Source organism: Bradyrhizobium sp. BR 1432 (genome assembly GCF_051547705.1).
In the GTDB taxonomy this organism is placed as follows: Bacteria; Pseudomonadota; Alphaproteobacteria; order Rhizobiales; family Xanthobacteraceae; genus Bradyrhizobium; species Bradyrhizobium zhanjiangense.
The window spans coordinates 5,950,490-5,975,626 of record NZ_JBPUGF010000003.1 but is presented as its reverse complement, the minus strand read 5'-3'; the positions used below and the strand labels follow the sequence as shown (position 1 = coordinate 5,975,626).

The 25,137-nt window shown below is 65.0% G+C and carries 17 protein-coding genes and 1 pseudogene; 11 read left to right on the top strand and 7 right to left on the bottom strand.

Going from position 1 to position 25,137, the window contains the following annotated elements; translation table 11 throughout:
- Positions 1-13: 13 nt before the first annotated feature.
- From ACSKB8_RS28865 to ACSKB8_RS28845, 5 genes are all read right to left on the bottom strand, one after another.
- Positions 14-1,264 carry an acetyl-CoA C-acetyltransferase gene (locus tag ACSKB8_RS28865; protein WP_438107839.1) on the bottom strand — a complete coding sequence of 417 codons (1,251 nt, stop codon included), beginning with the start codon at positions 1,262-1,264 and terminating at the stop codon, positions 14-16.
- Positions 1,265-1,619: 355 nt separating this feature from the next.
- Entirely contained in the window at positions 1,620-1,841 is a 222-nt protein-coding gene (locus ACSKB8_RS28860) for a biotin/lipoyl-binding carrier protein (RefSeq protein WP_354136620.1), read from the bottom strand.
- A 43-nt stretch (positions 1,842-1,884) separates the two neighbouring features.
- Entirely contained in the window at positions 1,885-3,402 is a 1,518-nt protein-coding gene (locus ACSKB8_RS28855) for an acyl-CoA carboxylase subunit beta (RefSeq protein WP_438107838.1), read from the bottom strand.
- A complete protein-coding gene (locus ACSKB8_RS28850) occupies positions 3,399-5,030 on the bottom strand; it encodes an AMP-binding protein (protein WP_438107837.1) in 1,632 nt (543 codons plus the stop codon). The genes ACSKB8_RS28855 and ACSKB8_RS28850 overlap by 4 nt, the downstream gene beginning before the upstream one ends.
- 55 nt (positions 5,031-5,085) lie before the next feature.
- Positions 5,086-5,994, bottom strand: a complete 909-nt coding sequence (locus ACSKB8_RS28845; protein WP_438107836.1) for a TetR/AcrR family transcriptional regulator — start codon at positions 5,992-5,994, stop codon at positions 5,086-5,088.
- Between ACSKB8_RS28845 and ACSKB8_RS28840 the strand changes: the two genes are divergently transcribed.
- The 9 genes from ACSKB8_RS28840 (at position 5,929) to ACSKB8_RS28800 (ending at position 17,522) form a co-directional block, all read left to right on the top strand.
- Complete coding sequence (locus ACSKB8_RS28840; protein ID WP_438107835.1) at positions 5,929-7,104, top strand: ABC transporter substrate-binding protein; 1,176 nt, start codon at positions 5,929-5,931, stop codon at positions 7,102-7,104. The two genes, ACSKB8_RS28845 and ACSKB8_RS28840, sit on opposite strands and share 66 nt — an antisense overlap.
- A gap of 10 nt (positions 7,105-7,114) precedes the next feature.
- Positions 7,115-7,993, top strand: a complete 879-nt coding sequence (locus ACSKB8_RS28835; RefSeq protein WP_438107834.1) for a branched-chain amino acid ABC transporter permease — start codon at positions 7,115-7,117, stop codon at positions 7,991-7,993.
- Between the two features lie 2 nt (positions 7,994-7,995).
- Positions 7,996-9,777 (top strand): branched-chain amino acid ABC transporter ATP-binding protein/permease, encoded by a 1,782-nt coding sequence (locus ACSKB8_RS28830; RefSeq protein WP_438107833.1) that lies wholly within the window; start codon positions 7,996-7,998, stop codon positions 9,775-9,777.
- On the top strand, positions 9,774-10,547 hold the full coding sequence (locus ACSKB8_RS28825) for an ABC transporter ATP-binding protein (RefSeq protein WP_438107832.1): 774 nt from the start codon (positions 9,774-9,776) through the stop codon (positions 10,545-10,547). Before ACSKB8_RS28830 ends, ACSKB8_RS28825 begins: the two co-directional genes overlap by 4 nt.
- On the top strand, positions 10,544-12,124 hold the full coding sequence (locus tag ACSKB8_RS28820; protein ID WP_438107831.1) for an acyl-CoA carboxylase subunit beta: 1,581 nt from the start codon (positions 10,544-10,546) through the stop codon (positions 12,122-12,124). The genes ACSKB8_RS28825 and ACSKB8_RS28820 overlap by 4 nt, the downstream gene beginning before the upstream one ends.
- Entirely contained in the window at positions 12,018-13,376 is a 1,359-nt protein-coding gene (locus ACSKB8_RS28815; RefSeq protein ID WP_438107830.1) for an ABC transporter substrate-binding protein, read from the top strand. Before ACSKB8_RS28820 ends, ACSKB8_RS28815 begins: the two co-directional genes overlap by 107 nt.
- A 12-nt stretch (positions 13,377-13,388) precedes the next feature.
- Positions 13,389-15,053, top strand: coding sequence for an AMP-binding protein (locus ACSKB8_RS28810; protein ID WP_438107829.1), 1,665 nt, complete (start codon positions 13,389-13,391; stop codon positions 15,051-15,053).
- On the top strand, positions 15,050-16,174 hold the full coding sequence (locus tag ACSKB8_RS28805) for a CaiB/BaiF CoA transferase family protein (protein WP_438107828.1): 1,125 nt from the start codon (positions 15,050-15,052) through the stop codon (positions 16,172-16,174). Before ACSKB8_RS28810 ends, ACSKB8_RS28805 begins: the two co-directional genes overlap by 4 nt.
- Positions 16,175-16,310: 136 nt before the next feature.
- A complete protein-coding gene (locus ACSKB8_RS28800; protein ID WP_438107827.1) occupies positions 16,311-17,522 on the top strand; it encodes an ABC transporter substrate-binding protein in 1,212 nt (403 codons plus the stop codon).
- 5 nt (positions 17,523-17,527) lie between these two features.
- On the opposite strand, the gene ACSKB8_RS28795 is transcribed toward ACSKB8_RS28800, so the two are convergent.
- Both ACSKB8_RS28795 and ACSKB8_RS28790 read right to left on the bottom strand, forming a co-directional pair.
- On the bottom strand, positions 17,528-19,294 hold the full coding sequence (locus ACSKB8_RS28795) for an AMP-binding protein (RefSeq protein ID WP_438107826.1): 1,767 nt from the start codon (positions 19,292-19,294) through the stop codon (positions 17,528-17,530).
- A gap of 25 nt (positions 19,295-19,319) precedes the next feature.
- Positions 19,320-22,668, bottom strand: a pseudogene (locus ACSKB8_RS28790) (carboxyl transferase domain-containing protein).
- Between the two features lie 98 nt (positions 22,669-22,766).
- Between ACSKB8_RS28790 and ACSKB8_RS28785 the strand changes: the two are divergent.
- A complete protein-coding gene (locus ACSKB8_RS28785) occupies positions 22,767-23,261 on the top strand; it encodes a MarR family winged helix-turn-helix transcriptional regulator (protein ID WP_438107825.1) in 495 nt (164 codons plus the stop codon).
- Between the two features lie 125 nt (positions 23,262-23,386).
- Positions 23,387-25,015 (top strand): AMP-binding protein, encoded by a 1,629-nt coding sequence (locus ACSKB8_RS28780; RefSeq protein ID WP_438107824.1) that lies wholly within the window; start codon positions 23,387-23,389, stop codon positions 25,013-25,015.
- The last annotated feature ends 122 nt before the right edge of the window (positions 25,016-25,137 follow it).

Here is a 25,137-nt window from a genome sequence, read left to right as displayed (position 1 = left end):
ATCCCTTTTCAGATCAGATGCGTTCGATGATGACGGCCGGCGCCATCCCGCCGGCGGCACACATGGTAACGAGACCATAGCGTCCACCGCTGCGCTCGAGTTCGTCGAGCGCCGTTCCGATCAGGATCGATCCGGTCGCACCGATGGGGTGCCCCAGCGCGATGGAGCCACCATTGATGTTGACCTTTTCACGATTCAGCCCGAGGTCGCGGATGAACTTCTCGGCGACGACCGCAAAGGCCTCGTTGATCTCCCAGACGTCGATATCCTCCTTGGTCAGGCCCGCCTTGGCGAGAACCTTCTTGGCCGCCGGAACGGGAGCGTTCAGCATCAACGTCGGGTCGTCACCCTGGTTGGCATAGGCCACGATCCGGCCGCGCGGCTTGAGGCCGTGTTTCTCGGCATATGTCTTCGAGGTAATCAGCACAGCGGCTGCGCCGTCTACCACACCCGAGCTGTTGCCGGCGTGATGCACGCCTTTCCATTCGAGGTCGGGGTAGCGGCGCTGGATCTGCTTCCTGAACGTCGCGCCGTTGCCGAGATCGAAATCGGCGAGTTGTTCGAAACTGGGCTTGAGCGCAGCGAGTCCCTCGGCCGTCGTCTCAGGGCGCGGGAATTCCTCACGATCGAGAGCGACACTTCCGTCATCATTGTACACAGGCACCACCGACTTCGCGAAGCGGCGTTCGTCAATCGCTCTCTTGGCCCGCTGCTGGCTGACCAGGGCCAGCGCGTTGCAGGCCTCGCGGCTGATACCCTCGCGCGTGGCGATGGCGTCGCCGCACACGCCCTGGTGAGACTGCGGATGAACGGCGTCGAGCGCCGCATTGCCCGCACCCATCAGCCGCGCTGGCTGGCCGGCCTTGGATCGCTCGGCTGCCAAAGCCTGTTGATAGCTCATCATCTCGGTGCCGCCCGCGATGACGCAGTCCTCCATTCCCGACATGACCGATGCTGCGGCAAGATTGACGGACGTAATACCGCCACCGCAGAAGCGGTCGAGCGTCGTGCCGCTGGCGTTGATGTCATATCCAGCCGCAAGCGCCGACATGCGACCGAGATCGCCGCCCTGCTTACCCTCCTGGGTCGACGTCGACCAGATAATGTCATCGACCGTCGAGGTGTCGAGGTTGTTGCGCTCCTTGAGCGCCTTGAGCACCGTTGCGGCCAATTGCTGCGGATGGAGGTGCGACAGCGCCCCCTTGCCCGGCTTGCCGATGCCTCGCGGCGTGCGAACCGCGTCGATGATATATGCTCCAGACATGCGTTCCTCTTCGTTTTGAACGTTCTTGCTTCAAGCGCGAGCTGTTTTTCCGCCATACGGACAGTTGCGCGTTCGTGGACATCCTGACCTGCGGCGCAGGCAGGCCTGTTGCAGCTCTCCGCAATCGAGAGCCACCGGGCGCCATTGCATGCGGAGCCAGCACTTCAGTTGGAGAACCAGACGAGCTTGCAATTTGCGCCGAAGACAATCAAGGGCGCCCAGGCTCCCTCACGCAAGGCACCCGAAACATCCATAAGCTTCCTGCTCACCGAGCTTGACGCGGAACGTCTTTCATTTTCACCGGGCGGAATTGACTTCGCCGGCGCATCATCAAGGCTCTTTCCTAAAGTAGTCCTCATATCTCCAGCACGGCAACCGTGTTACCCTCGTTGACGGCGGCGCCCTCCTCGACGGAGATCTTCACGACCACCCCGTCAGCCTCCGCTACGACCGGGATCTCCATCTTCATGGACTCGATCAGGATGAGCGTGTCGCCCTTCGCCACGCGCTTGCCGAGCTCGGTCTCCACCTTCCAGACGAAACCGCTCACCTCGGACTTTGCTTCAAGCTTTGCCATTCCAAATTGCCTTTCAGGTCTTCACAACAGAATTTCTTGACGTTCAGAACGGCTCGATGACGCGTTTGCGCGTCGTTCGCGGCGCCGGCTGCGGTAGCGTCTCGAGCGTCTTGACGAGGATGTCCCGCGTATCGGCGGGATCGATGACGTCGTCGTAGAGGAACTTGGCGCCGCTCTCGACCGCCGTGTTCGATCGCTTCAGCTCCGCTGTCAGACTGGCGTGCAATTCGGCGCGCTCCTCCAACGTCGTAGCCGCCTCGAGCTCCTTCGCGTAGATGATGTTGACAGCGCCTTCGAGTCCCATGCCGCCGAACTCGGCGGTCGGCCACGCCACGAGGATCGCCGGTTCGAGCGGACGCGAGCCCATGATGTAATAGCCGAGGCCGTAAGCCTTGCGCAGCACGACCGTCAGCACGGGCACGGTGGCATTGGCGAGCGCCGACAGCACGCGCGCGCTGTGACGCATCAGCCCGGTCTTCTCGACCTCCGGCCCGACCATCAGGCCGGGCGTATCGCAGAGCACGACGAGGGGAATGTCGAAGGCATCGCAGATCTGGATGAAGCGGGCCATCTTGAGGCAGGCCGGCGTGTCCATGGCGCCGGCAAGATACATTGGCTGATTGGCGACGATCCCGACAGTGCGGCCCGCGATGCGGCCGAAGGCCGTCACGGCCGCCTTGCCGTAACCCGCCTTGACCTCCATGACGCTGTCGACGTCGCACAGCGTCTGGATTACGTTGCGGACATTGTAGGCCCTGCGGGGGTTCTCCGGCACCATGTCGCGCAGCAGCATCTGGTCTGGCGCTTCGCCTGCCGGCTGCTGCATGTCGAAATAGCCGAGATATTTCTTCGCGGCGGCGATTGCCTCGACTTCGTCCTTGACGAGGATGTCGATCACGCCCGAGGCCCAGTGCACCGAGGCCGGACCGATCTCCTCCGGCGTGTATTTCTTGCCGAGCGCGGCCTCGACCAACGGCGGGCCCGCCATGCCCATGGCCGAATCCTCCGTGGCGATCAGGACGTCGCACAATCCCGCGAGATTGGCGTGGCCCGCGAAGGCCCGGCCCGGCGAGATGCCGACCGTCGGCACGAGCCCGGACAGACGGGCATACACCACGAAGGTCGGCGTCGAAGGCCTGGCCGTGACGTGCATGTCGTGCGGCCGTGCGCCGCCGCCATCGAGCCAGCAGATCACGGGCAACCGGTGCTTCTCGGCATGCGAGAACATGCGCGTGATCTTGGCGTGGTTCATTGCACTCTGCGTGCCCGCATAGACCGTGTAGTCGTACAGGACCAGATCCACCGGCCGCCCGTCGACCTTGGCGGTCCCCATGACCAGTCCGTCGGCAGCGCCTTCCATGCCCTTCGTCGCAGGACGCACCAGCCCGCCATATTCGACGAAGCTGTCCTGATCCGCGAGCGCCTCGACGGCCCGGCGCGCCGTCCAGCGTCCCCGCTTCTCCTGGCGTGCGACCGCCTTGGGACGCGCGGCGTCAAGACGTTCGGCCTGGGCATCCCGAACGAGCCTGAGATCGGCCCTCGGTTTGGTATCTTCCTTCATCGTGCGACCTTCAAATCTCCGGCTGTCAATTTCTCGCGTTTGAGGCGGATGCCTGCCTGCTCGCGATCCCACGTGTCGCCGGTCACGCCCTCCGAGCGCAGCACGTGCTTTTCGATCTTCTGGGTCGGCGTCTTCGGCAGTTCAGCCAGCAGGCGGACGTACCGCGGCACCATGAAGTGCGGCAGTCGCGGGGTCAGGAACGAGATGATCTCGAGCGGGTCGATGTCGGCGCCGGGGACCGGCGAGATCACCGCCATGACCTCGTCCTCGCCGAATTCGCTGGGAACGCCGACGACCGCGCTCTCGCGCACCTTCGGATGCGCCCCGATTTCCGCCTCGACCTCGAACGAGGAGATGTTCTCGCCGCGTCGGCGGATGGCGTCCTTCATGCGGTCGACGAAGAAGAAATTGCCGGCCTCGTCCCGGCGAAAGGCATCGCCGGTGTGGAACCAGCCGTTGCGCCAGGCTCGCGCGGTTGCCTCGGGATTTGCGTTGTAGCCGTGATTCATCGTCCAAGGCTCGTCGGCCCGGACCATCAACTCGCCGATCGTGCCATGCGGCACCTCGACATCGTTCTCGTCGACCACGCGGGCCTCAAAGCCGTCGCGCAACCGACCGCAAGTCTTGAGCACATCCGGATTGCGCACCGACACGATCGGGCACGAAATCTCCGTCATGTTGAAGACCGTGTAGATGTCGACGCCGAAGCGGGCGGTGAATTCCGCCGCGTCGTCGGCGAGCGGCACCATGATTGCCTGCCGGAACGTATGATCGCGGTCACGCGGGCTCGGCGGTGCCTTCATCAGGAACGGGATCATCGCGCCGAGCAGCGTTGTCGTAGTGGCGCCGGTGCGGCGCACCGTGTCCCAGAAGGTCCGGGTGTCGAAGGCTTCGACCAGCGCGATCGAGCCGCCGCGCGTCAGCATGCGATAAACGCCACTAGTGCCGCCGACATGGAACAGAGGCAGGTTGACCATGGCACGATCATCCGAGGTCACGGTATCGATCGCCTCCGTCGTTGCCGCCAGATGGCGATAAGACGACAGCACGCCTTTCGACGGACCGGTGGTGCCCGACGTGTAGATGACCGCATGGGTGTCCCACGGCATGATCGCGCGCGGAGGATCGGCGGGCTCGCCGGCGGCAGAGCCAAGCGCATCTTCGGTCAGGCCGCGAATGCCCGTCAGGCCCGGTGGCGGATTGCCCGACACCACGACCAGCGTATCGAGCGCGGCGGTCTCGACCTCGATGAGCCGCTCGGCGAGCCTCGCATCGGCGATCATCAGGCGCGCGCCGGAATTCTTGATCACGTGAGCGAGCAACCGCCCGCGATAGGACACATTCACAGGGACGTAGACCGCGCCGATGTAGTTCAGTGCGAACCAGACGGCGATGGCATGCGGACCGTTCGGGAGCCAGGACAGGACGAAATCGTCCTGCTTCACGCCGAGCGCCTGGAGGCTCGCAGCGACCCGGCGCACGTTGTCACGCAGCCGCGTGTACGACCATTCCTCGCCCGTCGACAGCACGATGAAGGTCTGGTCGCCCCGCTCGCGCGCGTGGCGGTCGACCAGATTGCGCAGCACGTATCTGTCCGATGGGGACAGCCGATCGTTGTCGCCACTCATTGGCGCCTCCCATTGCGCCGCCTTCAGGCGGTCGTTTATTCCGGCGCGAACGCCGTCAGTGGTTCTTCCGCCGGCCGGAAGCGTGCCCTCCCGCACCGTTGCGTCGCTTGCGCAAGCCCGCGTCGATGAATGCGTGGATTTGCGCCCGGTTCGTCGCGAGGCTCGTCGCATTGCCCTCGAGCAGCGACTGGATGATCAGGCCTCGCAACATGCCGACCAGGATGTTGGCCATCTTCGTGCAATCGACGCCTTCGCGGAGTTCTCCGCTGCGGCGCGCCTGCTCCAGATGCCTGCGAAAGCCGTCATGGAAGCTGGCGCTGATGGCGCGCGTGCGCAACTGCAACTCCGGTATGGCGCAGAGCGATTCGACGAACAGCGAATAGAGCGCCGCGGTCGCCACCGGGCTGGCGCAAGCGCTGTCCACATGCGCGTCGATCCGCGCCTGCACGGCGTCGAGCCCCGTCTTGTCCCCGATTGCGTGACGCAGTCGCTCGGCAAACCAGCCTTCCATGAAATCCATCAGCGCGTTCAGCAGCGCGAATTTCGTGCCGAACCGCTCTGCCGGAAGCCCACGACTAAAGCCCGCGGCGAGACCGATTTCGGCGAGCGTCGCTCCCGCTGCGCCCTTCTGCGCGATGATCGACATCGCTGCGCGCAACATGCGCGCATCTGACGCACGCCGCCGTTCGTCCTGCCGCGATGCAGGCTTTGTCTTGAGTTGAGGCGCTGGAGAAGCCATGGCCGAAGTTAATAATCTACTTGCTGGTCGGTCAACAAGTATTATGATCGGGCGCAAATTGCGGCCGACACAAGAGCCGCTCATCCGGGAGAGAAACGCATGCGCTCGACGCCCGCAATCCCCTTGCTTGCCCGCAACCTCATCGATCGACGCGCGCTGTTGCGTCTCGCCGCACAGCTCGGCGTTGCTGCCTTCGCCGGCCCCGCATTTGCGCAACAGCAGCAAGCATTCAAGGTCGGCTGGATCAGGCCGACGACCGGCCGCCTCGCCTCGTCTTTTGCGCCGCTGTATTTCGGCGGGCTCATCGCTGTCGATGAAATCAACGCCGCCGGCGGCATTCTGGGCCGCCAGATCGCGCGCATCGAGGAAGACGACGAGGCGTCGCCGGCAAAGGAACCGGGCATCGTGCGCAAGCTGCGTGAACAGAACATCGGATGTTTCGTCGGACCGACCGGCAGCTCGCAGTCGCTCGCATCGATCGCGGCCACGACATCAGCCAAGACCATCCAGGCGACCTATGCGGCTGCCGCGGAAGCCGGCGATGGGCGCAAATATCCTTATCACTACCAGATCATGTTCAACACCGATCAGCAGGCCCATGTCTGCGTCGAATACATGATCAAGACGCTCGGCCTGAAGAAGATCGGCATCCTGCAGGAGAACACCGCCTTCGGTGAGCAGGGAACAGCCGCGACGAAGGCTATCCTGCAGAAGAAGTTCGGCCTCACGCCGGTCAGCGAGCAGGTCTATCCGATCTCGGCGCCCGACCTGTCGACCTACGTCGCCAATCTGCAAAAATCAGGCGCGGACGGAATCATCGGCTGGATCGCCAACGTTCCCAATGCCGCCATGATCTTCAACGCGATGAAGACGTTGAAATGGTTCCCGCCGGTGACCGGTCACAGCGGCCTGATGTTGCCGGCACTATTCGATCTCGTGCCGGCAGAAGCCGTCAAGAACGTGTTCGCGACCTACTATCGCAATTTCACCTGGACCGACGCCGAGCAGCCCGGCGCGCGGCAGCTTGAGTTCGCCAAGAAACTGGCAAAATACCCGGAATCGAAGGGCTATGAGGTCAACGTCGCCGCCGCGCCCTATTACGATTTCCTCTATTGCCTGAAGGCCGCAATCGAATCGGAGAAGAGCTTCGAGCCCGAAGCCATCAAGCGCGGGCTCGACAAGCTCAGCAATCACAAAGGCCTGCTGGGCGACATTTCCTTCACGCCGGAAAACCATTCGGGCATCGGGGCCAAGGACGTGGTGCTGGTCTCGGTCGCGTCGGGACAGGATCCGCGCGCCATTGGCTGTATGCGCGCCCGCGCACCCGGCCAGTGAAGGCACGCCGATGGATATCGACGTCCTCGCGCATGGCATCGTCGCGGGCAGCCTCTATGCATTGGTCGCGGTGAGCTTCAATATTCTCTACCGGCCGACCAACGTGTTCAACTTCGCGCAAGGAGAGCTCGTCATGCTCGGCGCGATGATCTTCGCGAGCCTCACCTCGCTCGCGGGCATGCCGTGGCTGGTCGCCTTCGCAGGGACGCTCGTCGCCGTCGGATGCATCGGGCTGGTCGAGGAGCGTGTTGCGGTCGCGCCCATCCTGGCGCGATCGCAGACGGGAACGGGCTGGGTCATCACGACGCTCGCGACGTCCCTGATCATCTCCAACCTCGTCGGGCGCTTCTGGGGACCCGATCCGATCCTGGTCAAGCCGCCCGCGCTGCTCAGCATGGAATCGCTCGACATCCTGTCGTCGCGCATCTCGTCCTACGAGATTGCGCTCATCCTGGTGACGCTGGTGCTCGTTCTCATCGTCGAGAGAATCTACCGCACGCTCAAGGGCAAGGCCGTGATGGCGGTCGCCGAAGATCGCGAGGCGGCCCTGCTGCGCGGCATCGATCCCGGCAGTCTCGGCCGCTGGTCGTTTTTCCTCGGTGCAGCATTCGCGGCCATGACCGGCATTCTCGCCGCGCCCGTCCTCTATGCATCGACGTCCCTCGGTCCGGATCTGCTGCTCAAGGGTTTTGCGGCTGCGGCCGTCGGCTCGATCGGTAACAATCGCGGCGCGCTGATCGCCGGATACGTCATCGGCGTCACGGAAGCGGTCGGCGCGTCGCTGCTGTCGCCCGGCTACCAGGAAGCGGTGATCTTTATCGTCGTCCTGGCGGTGCTGCTCTTGAAGCCGGAAGGCCTGTTCGGCAGCCCGAATGCACGGACGGTCTGATCATGTCACGCGCCGTCATTCCCATCACCATGCAGCTCGCCGCACTCACCGTTGCGCTGGCCCTTCCTGCTTTTGTCGGCGCCAATTCCTACGCGCTGTTCGTCGCCACCCAGCTCGGCATCTACATCATCGCCGCGATCGGCCTCAATCTGCTCGCGGGCTATGCCGGGCAGGTCTCGCTCGGGCACGCCGCGTTCGTCGCGATCGGCGCCTACTCGGTCGCCCTCCTGACCGTCGATCATCATTGGCCGTTCTGGCCCGCAGCCGTGGTCGGAATGGTGCTCGCCGCCGGGCTCGGCGTGCTGGCGGCCCTGCCCGCCTTCCGGCTCAGCACCTGGTACTTCGCCTTCATCACACTCGCCTTTGCGCTGGTCTTCGAGAAGATGATCGTCGAGTGGCGCTGGCTGACAAAGGGCTTTGCCGGCGTCGTCGGCGTGCCGCCGCCCTCGGCTTTCGGCTCCGAATTCGGCCCGCGGCCGCTCTATTACACGATCGTCGCGGTCACGATCGTCGCCTTCATCCTGGTGCGCAACATCGTGCACTCCCGCTTCGGCCGCGCCTTCGTCGCGGTGCGCGACGTCGAGCCGGCAGCGCTTGCCGTCGGTGCCTCGCCGCAGCGGACCAAGCTCGTTGCCTTCGTGATCTCGGCCGCACTTGCAGGTGTTGCGGGGGCCTTCTTCGCCGTGCAGAAGACGGTGGTCACACCGGATGACTTCACCGCCGACTTCTCGATCTTCTTCCTGCTGACCGTGGTGCTCGGCGGCCTCGGCACGCTTTGGGGACCGATCATCGGCGCGCTGGTCTTCTTCCTGATCCCGGAACTGCTGGCCGGCCTCCAGAGCTGGCGCATGCTGATCTACGGCGGCATGCTGCTGGGCCTGATGCTGTTCGCACCGCATGGCCTGTACGGCGCACTGCGGCAGGCCTGGCGGCGCATGGCACCGGCCAAGCCGGCAGCCAACGCTGCCGCGTCCGAAGCCAGGGAGCATCCGCCGATCGCAGGCCTGGCGCTCGACATCACCGGACTGCGCAAGCAATTCGGCGGCGTCCAGGCCCTCGACGGCGTGGATCTCTCCGTTCCAGCCGGAAGCTGCTGCGCCATCGTCGGCCCGAACGGCTCCGGCAAGACGACGCTGCTCAATCTCGCCAGCGGATATTACGTGCCCGACTCCGGCAGCGTGAAGATCGGCGGCGCCGAGGCGCTCGGCTCCGGCGCGCAGCAGATCGCCGCGCGTGGTGTCGGACGCACCTTCCAGACTCCGCGGCTGATCGCCGACCTCACGGCGCTCGATAACGTCATGCTCGGCGCCTATACGCGCGAACGCGCGGGGCTGCTCTCGACGGCGTTGCGGCTGCCATCGGCGCGTGCTGAGACGCGGCGACTGCGGCAGGAGGCGCTCGGCTTCCTGCAATTCGTCGGCGTCGCCGACCGCGCCGACATCGAAGCCGGCGAGATCCCGCACGGCCAGCAACGGCTGGTCGAGATTGCCCGCGCCATGATGGGCGGCGCGCGGCTGATCCTGCTCGACGAGCCCGCGGCAGGACTGTCGATGTCCGAACTGGAGCGGCTGGAGCGGCTCATCATGCGCATCTGCGGTTTGGGGGCGACGATCGTGATCGTCGAGCACCATCTCGACCTCGTTGCCAATGTCGCAAGCCGCGTAACCGTTCTCGACCGCGGCGCGGTGCTCGCCGCGGGCAAGCCATCAGCGGTGTTCAACGACGAACGCGTGATGCGGGCCTATATGGGCGAGCGGGCGCTGAAAGCTGGAGTTCCCGCATGAAGGCGATGGTCTCCGCGCCGCTGCTGTCGGCCGCCAATGTTGATGCAGGCTATGGCCATGTCCGCGTTCTCGAGGACGTCTCGGTCGACGTTCGCCAGGGACGCATCGTCGTGCTGGTCGGCCGCAACGGCGCCGGCAAGTCGACATTGCTGCGCACCTTGTCCGGCCTCAATCGTCCGACCTCCGGCAGGATCACCTTCGATGGCCGCGACATCACGACCGCGCGGCCGAATGCCATCGTCGATGCGGGCCTGCTGCACGTCGCGGAAGGCAGGCGCCTGTTCCGGCGCCAGAGTGTCACCGACAATATCGAGCTCGGCCGCTATGGGCTGCGCCTCACCGAGCAAGAGCACGGCCGGCGTGTCGCGCGCATCCACGAGCTTTTTCCGATCCTGCAGGAGAAGATGAACCTGCCGGCCGGCAGCCTGTCCGGCGGCCAGCAACAAATGCTCGCGATCGCCCAGGCGATGATGCGCGAGCCGAAGCTGCTCATGCTCGACGAGCCCTCGCTCGGCCTCGCGCCGGTCCTGGTGGACCAGGTGCTGGCCGCCATCCTCGCACTACGAGCGCAAGGGGTCGCGATCCTCCTCGTCGAGCAGATGGTGGAGCGCGCCTTCGAGATCGCCAACGACGCCTATGTCATGCAGAACGGGCGCGTCATCGCCAGCGGCCCGGCTGCCGAGATCGCAGCCGGCGACGCCCTGCACGCCGCCTTCATGGGCGAGCACGGCGCGCCCCATCATTCCGAACCCCGACAGAGCCAGCCATGACGACCAATCCCGATGCCGGGCAGCGGCAGATTCTCGCGGCGATCGAGAGCGAGCGCGGCAAGTTGATGGACGAGGCGCGTCCCGAGGCGATGAAGCGGCTGGCCGAACGCGGCCGCATGTCGCCGCGCTCACGGATCGCCAGTCTCGTCGATCCCGGTACGTTCGATGAGATCGGCGCGCTCGCCTCGGAGGAGCCGCAGGCAGGCCAGCCCCATCCCCGCGACAAATCGCCGGCCGACGGTGTCGTTACGGGCACCGCACGCATCGACGGGCGCCCCGTCGCCGTCTTCGCGCAGGATTTCAGCGTATTCGGCGGCAGCATCGGCAAGTTCGGCAGCGCCAAGACCCACCGCCTGGTGAAGATCGCGATCCGCCGCGGCATCCCCATGGTCATGATGCTCGACGGTGGCGGCCACCGCATCCAGGGCGGACAAAACTCGCGGCACTTCGCCCAAGCCAACAGCATGTTTCACGACCTTGCGCATGCCTCGGGATGGATCCCGATGGTCGCGCTGATGCTCGGTGCAGGCTTTGCCGGACCGACCAATTATGCCGGCCTCGCCGACCTCGTCGTCATGGTGCGCGGCCAGTCCGTGATGGGCCTTGCGGGACCTGCGCTGGTGAAGGCCGGGACCGGCGAGGAGACCGACCAGGAAGCGCTCGGCGGCGCCGCGGTGCAGGTCGACAAGCAGGGCCTTGCCGATCTCGGCGTCGCCAGCGAGGACGAGGCGTTCGCCGCCGCGAAGCGCTTCCTCTCTTATTTGCCCGGAAACGCGCGCAAGCCCCTGCCCCTGGTGGCGACCGATGATCCCAGCGATCGCGGAGACGACGCGCTGCTCGATATCGTTCCGCCCTCGACCCGACGCGCCTATGACATGCGCCAGATCATCAGAGGCATCGCCGATGTCGGCAGCCTGTTCGAGATCAAGCCAACCTTTGCCGGCAATATCATCACCACATTCGCGCGGCTTGGCGGACGGCCGGTCGGCTTCATCGCCAACCAGCCGATGCGGACCGGCGGCATCCTCGATGCCAATGCCTGCGAGAAGGGCGCGCATTTCATCGCGCTCTGCGATGCCTATGGCCTGCCGCTGATCTCGCTGATCGACGTGCCCGGCTTCTACATCGGCTCGGCTGCGGAGCGCACCACACTCGGGCGGCGAAGCGCAAAGCTGATCTACGAATGGGGCCACGCCAGCGTCCCGCGCGTGTCGGTGGTGATCCGCAAGGGCTTTGGCCTCGGCTATTTCGCCATGAACGGTGGCCGTGCCTTCGATTCCGACGCCTCCTTCGCCTGGCCTTCGGCGCAGATTTGCGCGATGTCGATCGAGGGGGCCGTCGATGTCGCATTCCGGAAAGAATACATGTCCGCCCCCGATCCGCAGGCGCGCCGCCAGGAAATGATCGAGGAGACGCGTGCACAGACCGGCGCCATCCATGCGGCCGAGGGCTTCGGCGTCGACGACGTGATTGATCCGCGCACCACACGCCGTCGCATCATCGAGATCTTCGCACAGGTGCCGCCGCGGCGCGAGCCGGATCACCCGCCGAAATTCCGGTCGATCCCGCCGATCTAGCTCCACGCGCCTCGCGCAGAAGCAACAAGAACATATTGGGAGGGAATGCCATGACGATCCGACGCAACACTCTCGACCGTCGCCTGTTTCTCGGCGGTGTGGCAGCCCTTGGCGCGAGTACCTTGGTGCGACCGGGTTTCGCGGCCGACGATACCTTCAACATCGGCTGGGTGCGACCGACGACCGGTCGGCTCGCCTCCTCCTACGCCCCGCTCTATATCGGCGGACTGATCGCGATCGACGAGATCAATGCTGCCGGCGGCGTCATGGGCCGGAAGATCGCGCGCCAGGAAGAAGACGACGAAGCGTCCCTGCGCGCGAACCTGCCGTCATCAAGAAGCTGCAGGAAGGCGGCGTCCGCTACATATGCGGTCCCACCGGTTCGAGCCAGTCACTGGCCGCACTCGCGGTCACGACGTCATCGAAGACCATTACCACCATGTACGCCATCGCCTCGGAAGCCGGCGACGGCAACCGCTATCCCTGGCATTATCAGTGCACCTTCAATTCGGACCTGCAGGCGGAGATGGCCTCGCGCTATCTCGTCGAGACGCTGAGGCTGAAGAAGATCGGCATTCTCCAGGAGAACACCGCCTATGGCGAACAGGTCGTCGCGGCGTGCCAGACCATCCTGAAGAAGCTCGGCGTAGCGCCTGTCGGCGTCGAAGTCTTCCCGATTACGGCGCCGGACCTGAACGGCTATGTCGGAAATCTGCGCAAGGCCGGCGCCGACGGCGTGCTGTTCTGGACCGGCTCGACGCCGATCACGGCCAAGGGATTCAACTCCATGCACAGCCAGAAATACTATCCGGCGATCGCCGGCCATAGCTCGCTGTTCGCCGATTCGCTGCTCGACCTCGTGCCCGCGGAAGCGCTGCAGAACGCGGCCGGCACCTACTACAAGACGCTGACCTGGAGCGACAAGGAAGACATCGGCAGCAGGCAGCTGGAATTCGCCAAGAAGGCGAACACCTTTCCCGAGACCAAGGAGACCGGCGTCAACGTCGCCGCCTCGCCCTTCTACGACTTCCTATATCTGGTGCGCGCGGCGATCGTACAGGAGAAGTCCTTCGACCCCGAGAAGGTCAAACGCGCGATGGACGCGACCAGGGACTACAAGGGCCTGCTCGGCAACCTCAACTTCACGCCGACCAATCACGCCGCGATCTCGGTCGAGGACATGACGATGGCGACGCTGCTGTCAGGCCGCGATCCCAAGGCAATGTCCGTATTCCGCAAGCGCGCTGTCTAGGGAAGAGCGTCGATGCAGGCTACGAGCCACAGCACAAACGCGGCGTGGAAGGATCCGCGCATCCTTCCGCCCGAGGTCTGCGTGCTCCGCCATGTCCTCGACCGCCATGCGGCTGATACCCCGGACAAGGTGTTCGTCCGCTTCGACGACGGCCACGAATGGACCTACGCACAGATCCATTCGACCGTTCGCCGCACCGCAGCCGCCCTTCAACGCATGGGCGTGGCACAGGGCGACCACGTCCTCACCTGGCTTCCGAACAGTCCGGATGCGCTGCGTATCTGGTTTGCCATCAACTATATCGGCGCCGTCTATGTCCCTATGAACATCGCCTGGCGTGGGCAGGTGCTTGAGAACGCCGTGCGGATTTCCGGCGCGCGACTGCTGATTTCCCACGTGGAGCTCGTCGACCGCCTTCAAGACGTCGACCGCTGCGCACTGACCGATTTGCTGCTGATCGGGCCCGACGCCCGCGACAAGCGCTTGGCCGGCTTCCGGCACCATGACGCGGCCGATCTTTCCGCGCCGGGCGAGCCCGACGCGCCGCAACGCCCGATCATGCCCTGGGACAACCAGATGATCATCTACACGTCGGGCACGACAGGCCCGTCCAAGGGCGTGCTCTGCACCTACATGCACTGCGGCTCCTGCGCGCTCGCCTTTGCGCCGCTGACGATTGACGACCGCAATCTGGTCAATTTGCCGCTATTCCACATGAGCGGCACCGGCGCCGTCTACCGCATGCTCGTCAAGGGCGGATCGATCGCGCTCGTCGAGTCCTTCGACACGCGCTCGTTCTGGGACACGGTACGGCGAACGCAATCGACCTATTTGACCCTGCTCGGCGCCATGGTGCCATTCCTGCTGAAGGAGCCGCCGGGCCCGGGCGACCGCGACCATACGCTGCGCGTCGTCAACATCGTGCCGCTGGCCGATGGCTTCAGGGAGTTCGGCGAGCGTTTCGGCGTCGAGGTCTACACCGTCTTCAACATGACCGAGACGTCGTGGCCGATCATCTCGGAGCGCGATCCCGAGACGCTCGGCACCTGCGGCCGACCCCGCACCGGCGTGTTCGCACGCGTCGTCGACGAGAACGACATCGATGTCGTGCAGGGCAAGACCGGGGAGCTGGTGCTGCGCACGGACGCGCCCTGGGCGATGAGTCATGGCTACTACGGCAACCCGGAAGCAACGGCACGTGCGTGGCGCAACGGCTGGTTCCACACCGGCGACGCGTTCCGACAGAACGAACGCGGCGAGTTCTTCTTCGTCGATCGCATGAAGGACGCGATCCGGCGGCGCGGTGAAAACATCTCCTCGTTCGAGGTCGAGGCTGCGATCAACGCACATCCCGATATCCGCGAGGTCGCGGTCGTCGGCGTCCCCAGCGAGTTCGGCGAGGACGAGGTGCTCGCCGTCGTTTCGCCGGTCGAAGGACGATCGGTCGACGCGATCACCCTGCTGGAGTGGCTGCGCACGCGGCTCGCCCACTTCATGATCCCGCGCTACATCCGGATCTTGCCAGTGCTGCCGAAGACGCCGACCCAAAAGGTGCAGAAACACCTGCCGCGCGCCGACGGCGTGTCCGCGGACACATGGGACCGCGAGGCGGCCGGGCTCAAGGTCCGCCGCGACAAGCTCGCCAGCCTCGGCGGCGCCGGCGAGATCATCCGGTGAGCGGGCCGCTCGCGGGCCTGCGCGTCGTCGAGATGGCCGGGATCGGTCCCGGCCCGTTCTGCGCCATGCTGCTCGCGGATCTTGGCGCCGAGGTCGTGCGCATCCGCAGGCCCGGCGGTTCGATGTTCGACACCGAGCCGCGCTTCGACGTGACAGGACGCGGCTGCCGCTTCGTCGATCTCGATCTGCGCGCGGACGGCGCCGTCGCGAGCGCGCTTGCCTTGATTGAAAAGGCCGAGGTCCTGATCGAAGGCTATCGCCCCGGCGTGATGGAGCGTCTGGGTCTCGGACCCGACATTTGCATCGCGCGCAACCCGCGTCTCGTCTATGGCCGCATGACCGGCTGGGGCCAGGACGGCCCGCTCGCGCGCCGCGCCGGCCACGACATCAATTACATCGCCCTGACTGGCGCGTTGCACGCGATCGGCCGCCCCGGCTCGCCGCCGCCACCGCCCCTCAACCTGGTCGGCGACTTCGGTGGCGGCGCAATGTTCCTGGCCTTCGGCATCATGGCTGCACTGCTCGAGGCCCGCGCCTCCGGGAAGGGACAGGTGGTCGATGCCGCCATGACGGATGGCGCCGCGCTGCTTGCCGCCGGTCGCTACGCAGGTCGTGCCTCCGGCAGCCAGAGCAATCAGCGCGGCGACAATCTGGTCGATGGCGGCGCGCCGTTCTACGACACCTATGCTTCCGCAGACGGAAAGTTCATCGCGCTCGGCGCGATCGAACCGCAATTCTACGCGCGCTTCCGCACGCTGTGCCGGCTAACGGACCCGCTGTTCGACGACCAGATGAACAAGGCGAAATGGCCGGCGCAAAAGCAGCGGATTGCGGCGATGTTTCTCACGCGGAGCCGCGCCGAATGGGTTGCTCTGCTGGGCGGCGAGGACACCTGCGTCGCGCCCGTGCTCGACTGGGATGAGGCGCCGAGCGATCCGCACAATGTCGCACGCGCCACCTTCGTCACCATCGACGAAGTGACGCAGCCGGCCCCGGCGCCGCGCTTCAGCCGCACGCCGGCCGCCACCCCGCGATCTGCCCGCGTCTCCGGCGACGATACGCGCGAGGTGCTGCGGCGCTGGGGAGTGGCGCAGCCCATCGTCGAGCGTCTCCTCGCATAGGCAGCCTGCGACAAACCGTCAGGCACTGAATACCGCCAGCGGACCAATGCCTGCATTCATGTAAAGATATTGACATATATAGACCTCCGTGAAATCGTGGATGCAAAGATCGACGAAGAAACATCGGGAGGAGAGAATGACGCGGACAATAGCGACGCTGGCATCGCTTGCACTTTTGGCGGCCGCCATGGGCATTAGTGATGCTTCGGCCGAGGATCGGCCCGTCAAGATCGGCATCCTGAACGACCAGGCTTCCGTCTACTCCGCCATCACCGGGCCCGGCTCGGTCGCGGCTGCCCGCCTCGCCATCGAAGACATGGGTGGCGCGCTGTTGGGCAAGCCGATCGAACTGGTCTCCGCGGACCACGGCCACAAGCCGGACATCGGCTCGGTCATCGCCCGGCGCTGGTTCGATACAGAGGGCGTCGATGCGATCTTCGACATCTACAGCTCCGGCGTCGCGCTCGCCGTGCAGGGCATTGCCGAGCAAAAGAACAAGCTGCTGGTGGTCTCGATGGCCTCGAGCCGCGACATCAGCGGCAAGTCCTGCTCGCCGAACGGCATGCAATGGGCCAATGACGGCTACGAGGTCGCCAATCTCACGATCAAAGGCGCATCCGACGGCAAGCCGACGTCCTGGTTCTTCCTGACCGTGGATTACGCGGCGGGACACTCGATCGAGCGCGACTCCCAGAAGATGATCGAGAAGGACGGCGGCAAGTTCGTCGGCGCGGTGCGCTTTCCGCTCAATACGCCGGATTTCAGCTCGTTCCTGCTGCAGGCTCAGAACTCCGGCGCCAAGAATATCGGCTTCATCGGCGGTGGCGCCGACATGACCAACGCGATCAAGCAGGCGGCCGAGTTCGGCATCGACCGCACCGGTCAGCGCTTCGTGCCCTTCTCGCTGACCACGGTCGACATCGACGCGCTCGGCAACGAGGCCACGCAGGGCATGCCGCTCGTGCTGAGCTACTACTGGGATGCCTCTGACAAGACCAAGGCCTTCGCCGAGCGCTTCAAGAAGGCGTTTGGAAAGATGCCGAGCGATCCGCAGGCCAACGTCTATAGCGCGGTCCTGCACTATCTGAAGTCGGTGAAGGCCGCCGGCACGAGCGACACGACGGCGGTGCTGGCCAAGATGAAGGAGATGCCGGTCGAGGATCTCTTCACCTCGGGCGCCCGCATTCGCGAAGACGGACGCCTGATGCGCGACGTCTATTACGCCGAGGCGAAGAAGCCCGGCGCCAAGGGCAGCCCCACCGATCTGATCACCCTGGTCAAGAAGGTGCCGGGATCGGAAGCGTTCATCCCGGCCAGCGAAAGCGAATGCAAAGCCCTCAAGAAGTAAGGCCCTCAAGAAGAAACTTTACGCGACCTCAGGACTCGCTCAGCTGTAAAGCCGAGCGAGTTCTTCTTTTTGACCTTGCCGGTCGCCGTCATCGGCAATGCATCGACGATCTGGATCTCCGGAATCTTGTAGACCGCGAGGCGCTCCCGACAGAAGGCCGCGAGCACGTCCGCGGTCGTTACCGCCTTGCGCTCCGGCAGCACGGTGACGAAGGCGACAGGGACCTGTCCGCGCGTATCGTCCACGCGTCCGATGACCCCGCTTCCCGTCACGTCGGGATGCTGACCGAGCGCCGCCTCGATCTCGGACGGAAACACGCTCATCCCCTTCACCTTCAGCATCTCCTTGCGCCGGCCGAGGAAATGGATGGTGCCCTGCTCCGAAATCATGCCGATGTCCCCGGTGCGCAGCCAGCCATTGACGAGACCCTCGGCCGTCGCATCCGGCTTGTTCCAGTACCCCTTCAGCAGCGACGGCGTGCGCACGCACAATTCGCCCTCCTCGCCGAGCGGCAGCAGCCGGTCCGAGCCGAACTCCAGGATCTTGAAGTCGGTCTGCGGCACAGGAATGCCGCAAAAGATCTGGCGCTGCTTGAGGTCGCGATCGTCATCCTGCCAGCCGCGGTTGAAGGCATCGTAGGAATGCGTTTCGGTCATCCCCCACGCCGCTTCCCGCAGCGTCGTTCCCGTGAGCTTGCGCCATCCGTCGCGGAACACCGGATTGAGCTTCTTGACGAAGGACGCCACCATGACTTCCCGCAATGAGCTGAGGTCGTACTGGCTTGCATCAGGCCGATTCATGATCTCGACCGCGTTGTCGACGACCATGTTCGAGATGGTCGCGCGATAGCGCTGGACGGCGAACATGTAAGCCTGCGGATCCCAGCGGGCCATCAGCACGCAGGTCGAACCCGTCACCATCGGCAGGATGATGCCGAGGTCCTCGCCGGCCATCCAGAAGATCGGCCAGAAATTGATGATGACATCGTCGGACGTGACCTTCATCGACACCGATCCCATGACGGCGCCGGTGAACAGCATGTCGAACTGCGTGTGGACGCAGCCCTTGGGCATGCCGGTGGTACCGCCCGTATAGTTCAGCGCCGCAATATCATCGATGCCGGCATCGGCCTGCGGCGGCGCATCAGCCTCTTGCGCTAGCGCAGCCATGAGGTCGATGGAATTGGCGACCGCGACCCGCGGCGCCGTCAGCGCTGGCGGCAGCGGCCCCTCGGGTTCGGCCCCCAGCGCATCGCCAAAGCTCGTGACGACGAGATGCGCGATATTGCACTCCTGCCGGACCTCTTCGACGAGATGGGCCAGCTGATCGTGCGCGATCACGATGCGCGCCTGCGTGTCGTTGACCTCGTAGGCAAGCTCGGGCCGCGTGAACATCGGATTCACCGGCACGTGAACGCAGCCGGCCTTGAGGATGCCGTAGAAGCAGACATAGAACTGCGGGCAATTCGGCAGGAACACCGCGATGCGGTCGCCTCTCTGCGCGCCAAGACGTTTCAGGAGGCTCGCGAAGCGGTCGCTGAGACGATCGAGATCGGCGTAGCTGATGGCATGACCGTAGAACAGCACCGCCGCCTTGTCGGGCTGCCGCCGTGCCCATTCACGCAGGTAATGCGTCAGTGGCTGGCGGCCGAGCGGAAACACCGGCTCCCTGGGAACGCCAGCCGGCCAGAGCGCGGCTTGCAGGCCGCGCACATGCGCCAGATAACTCTCTTCGTTGCGTGTATAGTCGGTATCGGGTTTGACCCCTGTCATTGTTTCCTCCCTTGTTCGCCCGTGTTCACCACAGGTCGACGCGTGTCGTTCGTCTCTCGCTGAATCGGCCCGGCTGCATCGACGCCTTGAGCCCGCGGACGATCCAGCGCCGGGTCTCGCAGGGGTCGATGACGTCGTCGACCTCGAGGAAGGTCGCGCCGCTCAGCGCCTTGTTGTCCTCGTAGGATTTGGCCACCATCTGGTCGAACCAGGCTTTTCGGGCCGCGGCGTCCTCGATCGCGGCGAGCTCTTTCCGATAGGCCAGCTTCACGGCGCCTTCGAGGCCCATGGCACCGAACTCGGCGCTGGGCCAAGCCACCATGAAGAACGACATCTGGCTCGATCCGCCGGCCATGGCCAGCGCGCCGAGCCCATAGGCCTTGCGCAGCACCACCGTGAAATAAGGTACCGTCGCGCGCGAGGCCGCGACGAACACCCGGGAGACGTGGCGGACCTGGGCGGTCTTCTCGACCTCCGGCCCCACCATCATGCCCGGCGTGTCGCACAGCGAGACGATGGGAATGCCGAACCCGTCGCAGAGCTGGATGAAGCGTGCCGCCTTGTCGCCGCCATCGGCGTCGATGGCACCGCCGAGATGCCGTGAATCGTTCGCGATCAGGCCAATCGGGATGCCCTCGATGCGCGCGAGCGCCGTAATCATGCCCCGCCCGAAGGACGGACGCAGCTCGAGCACCGAGCCGGCATCCGCGAGCGTCTCGATGATCGGCCGCACGTCGTAAGCGCGCAGCCGGTTCTCGGGCACGGCGTGGCGCAGCAGACGCTGGTCGGCGCACGACCAGTCACGGACCCGCCCCTGGAAATAGCCGAGATATTTGCGGGCGGCAGCGACACCTTCCGCCTCGTCCTCGACCAGCACGTCGATCACGCCGTTCGGCGCCTGGACATCTACCGGGCCGATGTCTTCAGGGCGAAACACGCCGAGCCCACCGCCTTCGATCATCGCCGGGCCGCCCATGCCGATGTTCGAGGTTCGGTCGGCGATGATGACGTCGCAGCTGCCCAGCAGCGCGGCGTTGCCCGCAAAGCACCGTCCCGAAACCACACCTATCAACGGCACCTTGCCATTAATGGCGCCGACCTTCGAGAACGTCGTGGTTTCCAGCCCCGCAGGTGTCGGCCATTCGTCACCGGGCCGGCCGCCGCCGCCTTCCGCAAAGAGCACGACCGGCAGCGACCATTTGTCGGCGAGCGACAACAGCCGGTCCTTCTTCTTGTGATTGACGACGCCCTGCGTCCCCGCGAACACCGTGTAGTCGTAGGCCATGACCGCGCAGCGCGATTGGTCGTCGCCGAACAGCTCGCCGTTCACCGCCCCGACGCCCGTGATCAGGCCATCGGCGGGACTCATCCGGCGCAGCTCCTCCGGCGAACGCCGCTGGCGCTGCGCCGCGAGCGCGAGGCCGCCATATTCGATGAAGGAGTTGGGATCGCAGAGATCGGAGATGTTTTCGCGCGCAGTGCGCTGGTTGGTCTTGCGACGACGCGCAACGGCGTCCGGGCGGCCCTCGTCGAGCCGTTCCGCACGTCGCGCCAGCGCTTCGGCCAGATCGCCCCTGATGTGATCGAGATCGATGGCTTCGGCTTCCTCGACACCGGCCCCGGCGTCGTCGGAAGGCGTGATGTGCAGGAGTGACTTCGCCTTCGAAGATGGTGTCGCCGCGCGTGACGAGAATGTCCTCGACGACGCCCGCAACCGGTGCCGCGATCACATGCTCCATCTTCATGGCTTCGATCGCGACCACCTGCTGTCCCGCGCGCACGCGGTCGCCCCGTGCGACGTTGCAGGCAACGATCGTTCCCTGCAGCGGCGCCGGGATTGCGACCAGTCCTTCCGGCACATGAACCGCGTGCCGCTCGCGTCCTGCGGTGAGCTGCTGGGACGCGATGGCCGCCTTGCTCTCGAAGACGCCGAGCGGATCGATGGCGCGGACGTCGCGCGAGCGCTTGGCCGGCTGTTCGGCGTGGCCTGCAAACTTCGTCGCGGCCGCGAAGATGCTTTCGTGATGCTGCTCCAGGAATTTCGTCGACAGGCGGTCGGCAAGAAAATCCGCGTTCTCCACGAGCGCGCGAAGCACGGGAATGTTGGTCTCCACGCCGTCGATGCGAAACTCTTCCAGCGCCCGCCGCCCGCGCCGGATGGCATCGTCCATGCCCTCGGGTGAATAAGCGATGACTTTCGCGAGCAGGGAATCATAACGCGGACTGGTGCGGTAACCGACATAGCCGAACGTGTCGACACGGATGCCGGGACCGCTCGGCAAGGAGAACCTCGTCAGCGCACCTCCGGTCGGTCGCGCACCACCATCGGCCGTCATCTTCTCCATATTGACGCGGAACTGGATCGCGCCGCCGCGCGCAACGGGCGCGGTGCCGAGACCGATGTCGCGCAACCGCAGGCCCGAAGCGACGCGGATCTGCGTCTTGACCAGGTCGATCCCGTAGATCTCCTCGGTCACGGTGTGCTCGACCTGCAGGCGCGGATTGGCCTCGATGAAGACGAAGCTGCCGCCGTCCGCAGGCATCAGGAATTCGAATGTTCCGAGGCCGCGATACGCCGCAGCAGTGGCCATGCGGACCGATGCCTCGCAGATGGCGTCGCGGAATTTTGGCGTCAGGCTCCGGCTCGGCGCCATCTCGACGATCTTCTGATGGCGCCGCTGGATGGTGCATTCGCGCTCGCCCAGATGGACGATCGCGTCGCCGTCTCCGACGACCTGCACTTCGATATGGCGCGCGTTCGGCAGGTAACGTTCGACATAGAGCGCATCGGCGCCAAACGAGGCCTGCGCCTCGGAACGACAGCGCTCCCAGGCTGCAGCGAGTTCGGCCGGTGCCGACACGACGCGCATGCCGCGGCCGCCTCCCCCGGCCACCGCCTTGATCATGATCGCGCCGCCGCTGCCGAGCTTGTCCAGGAAGGCCGCCGCCTCGGCCTGGGAAACCGCTCCGGCCGATCCTTCGAGCACGGGGACGCCGGCGTCGCGCGCGTGCCGCCGCGCCTCCGACTTGTTGCCGAACAGTTCGAGCGTCTCCGCGGCCGGACCGACGAAAGTCATCCCTGCCGCGGACAGCGCCCGCGCGAAGGCCGGGTTCTCCGACAGAAACCCATAGCCGGGATGCACGGCGTCGCAACCAGTCTGCCGCGCTGCATCGACGATGGCTTCGACATCGAGATAGGCCGCAGCTCCCATACCCGGCAATTGCCGTGCTTCGCTGCCGGCCTTGGCGTGGGCGGAAGCCGCGTCATCTGCGGGAAACACCGTGACGATGGGGATATCCAGCTCGAACGCCGCCCGTGCGATGCGAAGCGCGATTTCCCCGCGGTTGGCGATGAGCATCTTTCGAAACGGCATGTCGATCCTTCCCGGCTCACGGGGCTGCATTTGGCGCCAAAGGCTATGGACAAGGCCATATTATGTCAATATCATTACACAAATTAAGGGGACGCGCGATGCCGACAGCCGTCAAGACCGGGACGAGGACCAGCCGCGACCTGCCGGCGGGTCATTCCTCGCGCGACCATCTCAACAACAGGCTCTTCTTCAGGCTGTTTCAGGCCGCCAACATCTACGAGACCCAAGCCGTTCGCGAACTGGGTTTCTCGGCCGTGACGGGTGCGACGCTGGGCGCGCTGTACCGCGATCCCAAGGGCATGCTGTTCTCGGATCTCTATGCGTATCTCGGCGTGAGCCGGCAAAATCTGGATGCCGTGCTGAAGGGACTTGAGAAGAAGGGTCTTGTCGAACGCGTCGAGGCTGAAGACGATCGCCGCAAGAGGATGGTGTGCCTCACCTCGGCCGGCATCGGGGCCTGGAAGGATTTGCACACGCGCTCGCTGGAATTCTTCCGGCAGGGAACGAGGGGCGTGTCGGCCACCGAAATTACCGATTGCATCGAAACGCTGTCCCGCATCGCTCGGGGGCTGCGCGCCATCGGCCCCGACTGAGGTTGGACGACCGCGCCCTCCGGCGTGGAACTGAAGGAAGCTCCGGCATCGCAACGACCGGGGCCATTCGACCCGGCTAGTGCGCCTTTAGCGCTGGCCGCGACAATATGAGCAGGGAGGTTTCAATGACGAGCCACAAGGTTCCCGCCGCCGAGGAATGCGTTCTGAGTTGCCTCCTCGAACGCTGGGGTCGCGAGACGCCGGACAAGGTCTACGCAACCTTCGACGACGGCACCCGGTTGAAATACGGCGAATTGCTACGCCTGGCGCGCCGAACCGGCAACGCCCTGCAAGCGCTGGGCGTGAAGCAAGGCGACACCGTCCTCGTCTGGCTCCCGAACGGCCCTGAATGTCTGCGCGCCTGGTTTGGCATCAACATGATGGGCGCCATCTACGTGCCGATCAACACCGCCTATCGTGGCGGCATTCTCCAACATGTCGTCAACAATGCCGGCGCAACGGTTGCGATCGTCCATGCGAGCCTGCTGCCACGGCTCGGCGACATCGACAGAGCCAAGCTCCGCAAGGTCGTCGTGATCAGCGGTGAGCCGGCTGCGATTGGCGGGCTCGAGGTGCTGCCGTCGAGTGCCCTCGATTCGACGTCCGCGGAAGCGCCGAAACTCGATCATCCGATCGCGCCCTGGGACACGCAGACCATCATCTACACATCCGGGACGACCGGCCCCTCAAAAGGCGTCCTGTCGTCCTACGCCCACCTCTATGCCACGGGGCGCGGCATCTCGGCCGATCGAGACGGCATCCCTTACCTCGACGCCACCGACACGTTCATGGTGAACCTTCCGCTGTTTCATGTCGGCGGGACGGGGCCGAGCTACGCCATGCTGATCAACGGCGGCTCCATCGCCATGGTTGACCGTTTCGATACCGGATCATTCTGGTCGACGGTGGCCAAGACCAACACGACGATGGTGATCCTACTCGGCGTGATGGCGAGCTTCCTGATGAAACGGACGGACAATGGCGATGAGAAGGACAGCCCGCTCAAGAACGTCACCATCATTCCCTTGAGCGAGGAAGGGATCACGTTCGGCAAACGCTACGGCGTCACGACGCACACGCTCTTCAACATGTCGGAAGTCTCCTGCCCGCTGGCGACAGAGCCGAACCCGACCGTCGCAGCCGCCTGCGGCAAGCCACGGGCCGGTGTCGAGGCCCGACTCGTCGACGCCCATGACTGCGAAGTTGCGGTTGGCGAGATCGGGGAACTGGTCCTGCGAACCGACACGCCCTGGGCAATGAATCACGGTTACAACAAGGCCGCGGAGGCCACCGCGCTCGCCTGGCGCAATGGCTGGTTTCACACGGGCGACGCCTTCCGCATCGACCAGGACGGAAATTACTTCTTCGTCGATCGCTTCAAGGACGCCATTCGCCGGCGCGGCGAGAATATTTCCTCGTTCGAGGTCGAGCTCGAAGTCGCAGCCCACCCGGCCATTCGGGAGGCTGCCGCGGTCTCCGTGCCCAGCGAACATGGCGAGGACGACGTGCTCGTCGCAGTGTCCCTCGCCGAAGGTCAGACCCTGGATCCCGCGGACCTCATCCACTTCCTCAGGCCAAGAATGGCTCACTTCATGGTGCCGCGCTACGTCCGCATCCTGAGCGATCTGCCAAAGACGCCAACTAACAAGATTGAAAAATATCTGCTGCGCAGGGACGGGGTTACGTCCGACACGTTTGATCGCGATGCGGCTGGGATTGTCATCAGGAGTGAGCCTGTACGCTCACCGCGCTAGCGCGCTCTCTTCGACGCAGGCGCTCACCCGGATGCCCTACTTAGCGAAAGCCCACCCCAGCTTTGCGTACGTTATACCACGCAGCACTACCCCATGAACGCCTGCACCAATGGACAGCCCTT

Coding starts and splice junctions, on each gene's coding strand:
- ACSKB8_RS28795 (WP_438107826.1), bottom strand. CDS start 19,294: ATGACAGGGGTCAAACCCGATACCGACTATACACGCAACGAAGAGAGT.
- ACSKB8_RS28855 (WP_438107838.1), bottom strand. CDS start 3,402: ATGAAGGAAGATACCAAACCGAGGGCCGATCTCAGGCTCGTTCGGGAT.
- ACSKB8_RS28830 (WP_438107833.1), top strand. CDS start 7,996: ATGTCACGCGCCGTCATTCCCATCACCATGCAGCTCGCCGCACTCACC.
- ACSKB8_RS28860 (WP_354136620.1), bottom strand. CDS start 1,841: ATGGCAAAGCTTGAAGCAAAGTCCGAGGTGAGCGGTTTCGTCTGGAAG.
- ACSKB8_RS28850 (WP_438107837.1), bottom strand. CDS start 5,030: ATGAGTGGCGACAACGATCGGCTGTCCCCATCGGACAGATACGTGCTG.
- ACSKB8_RS28820 (WP_438107831.1), top strand. CDS start 10,544: ATGACGACCAATCCCGATGCCGGGCAGCGGCAGATTCTCGCGGCGATC.
- ACSKB8_RS28825 (WP_438107832.1), top strand. CDS start 9,774: ATGAAGGCGATGGTCTCCGCGCCGCTGCTGTCGGCCGCCAATGTTGAT.
- ACSKB8_RS28810 (WP_438107829.1), top strand. CDS start 13,389: ATGCAGGCTACGAGCCACAGCACAAACGCGGCGTGGAAGGATCCGCGC.
- ACSKB8_RS28800 (WP_438107827.1), top strand. CDS start 16,311: ATGACGCGGACAATAGCGACGCTGGCATCGCTTGCACTTTTGGCGGCC.
- ACSKB8_RS28865 (WP_438107839.1), bottom strand. CDS start 1,264: ATGTCTGGAGCATATATCATCGACGCGGTTCGCACGCCGCGAGGCATC.
- ACSKB8_RS28785 (WP_438107825.1), top strand. CDS start 22,767: ATGCCGACAGCCGTCAAGACCGGGACGAGGACCAGCCGCGACCTGCCG.
- ACSKB8_RS28780 (WP_438107824.1), top strand. CDS start 23,387: ATGACGAGCCACAAGGTTCCCGCCGCCGAGGAATGCGTTCTGAGTTGC.
- ACSKB8_RS28835 (WP_438107834.1), top strand. CDS start 7,115: ATGGATATCGACGTCCTCGCGCATGGCATCGTCGCGGGCAGCCTCTAT.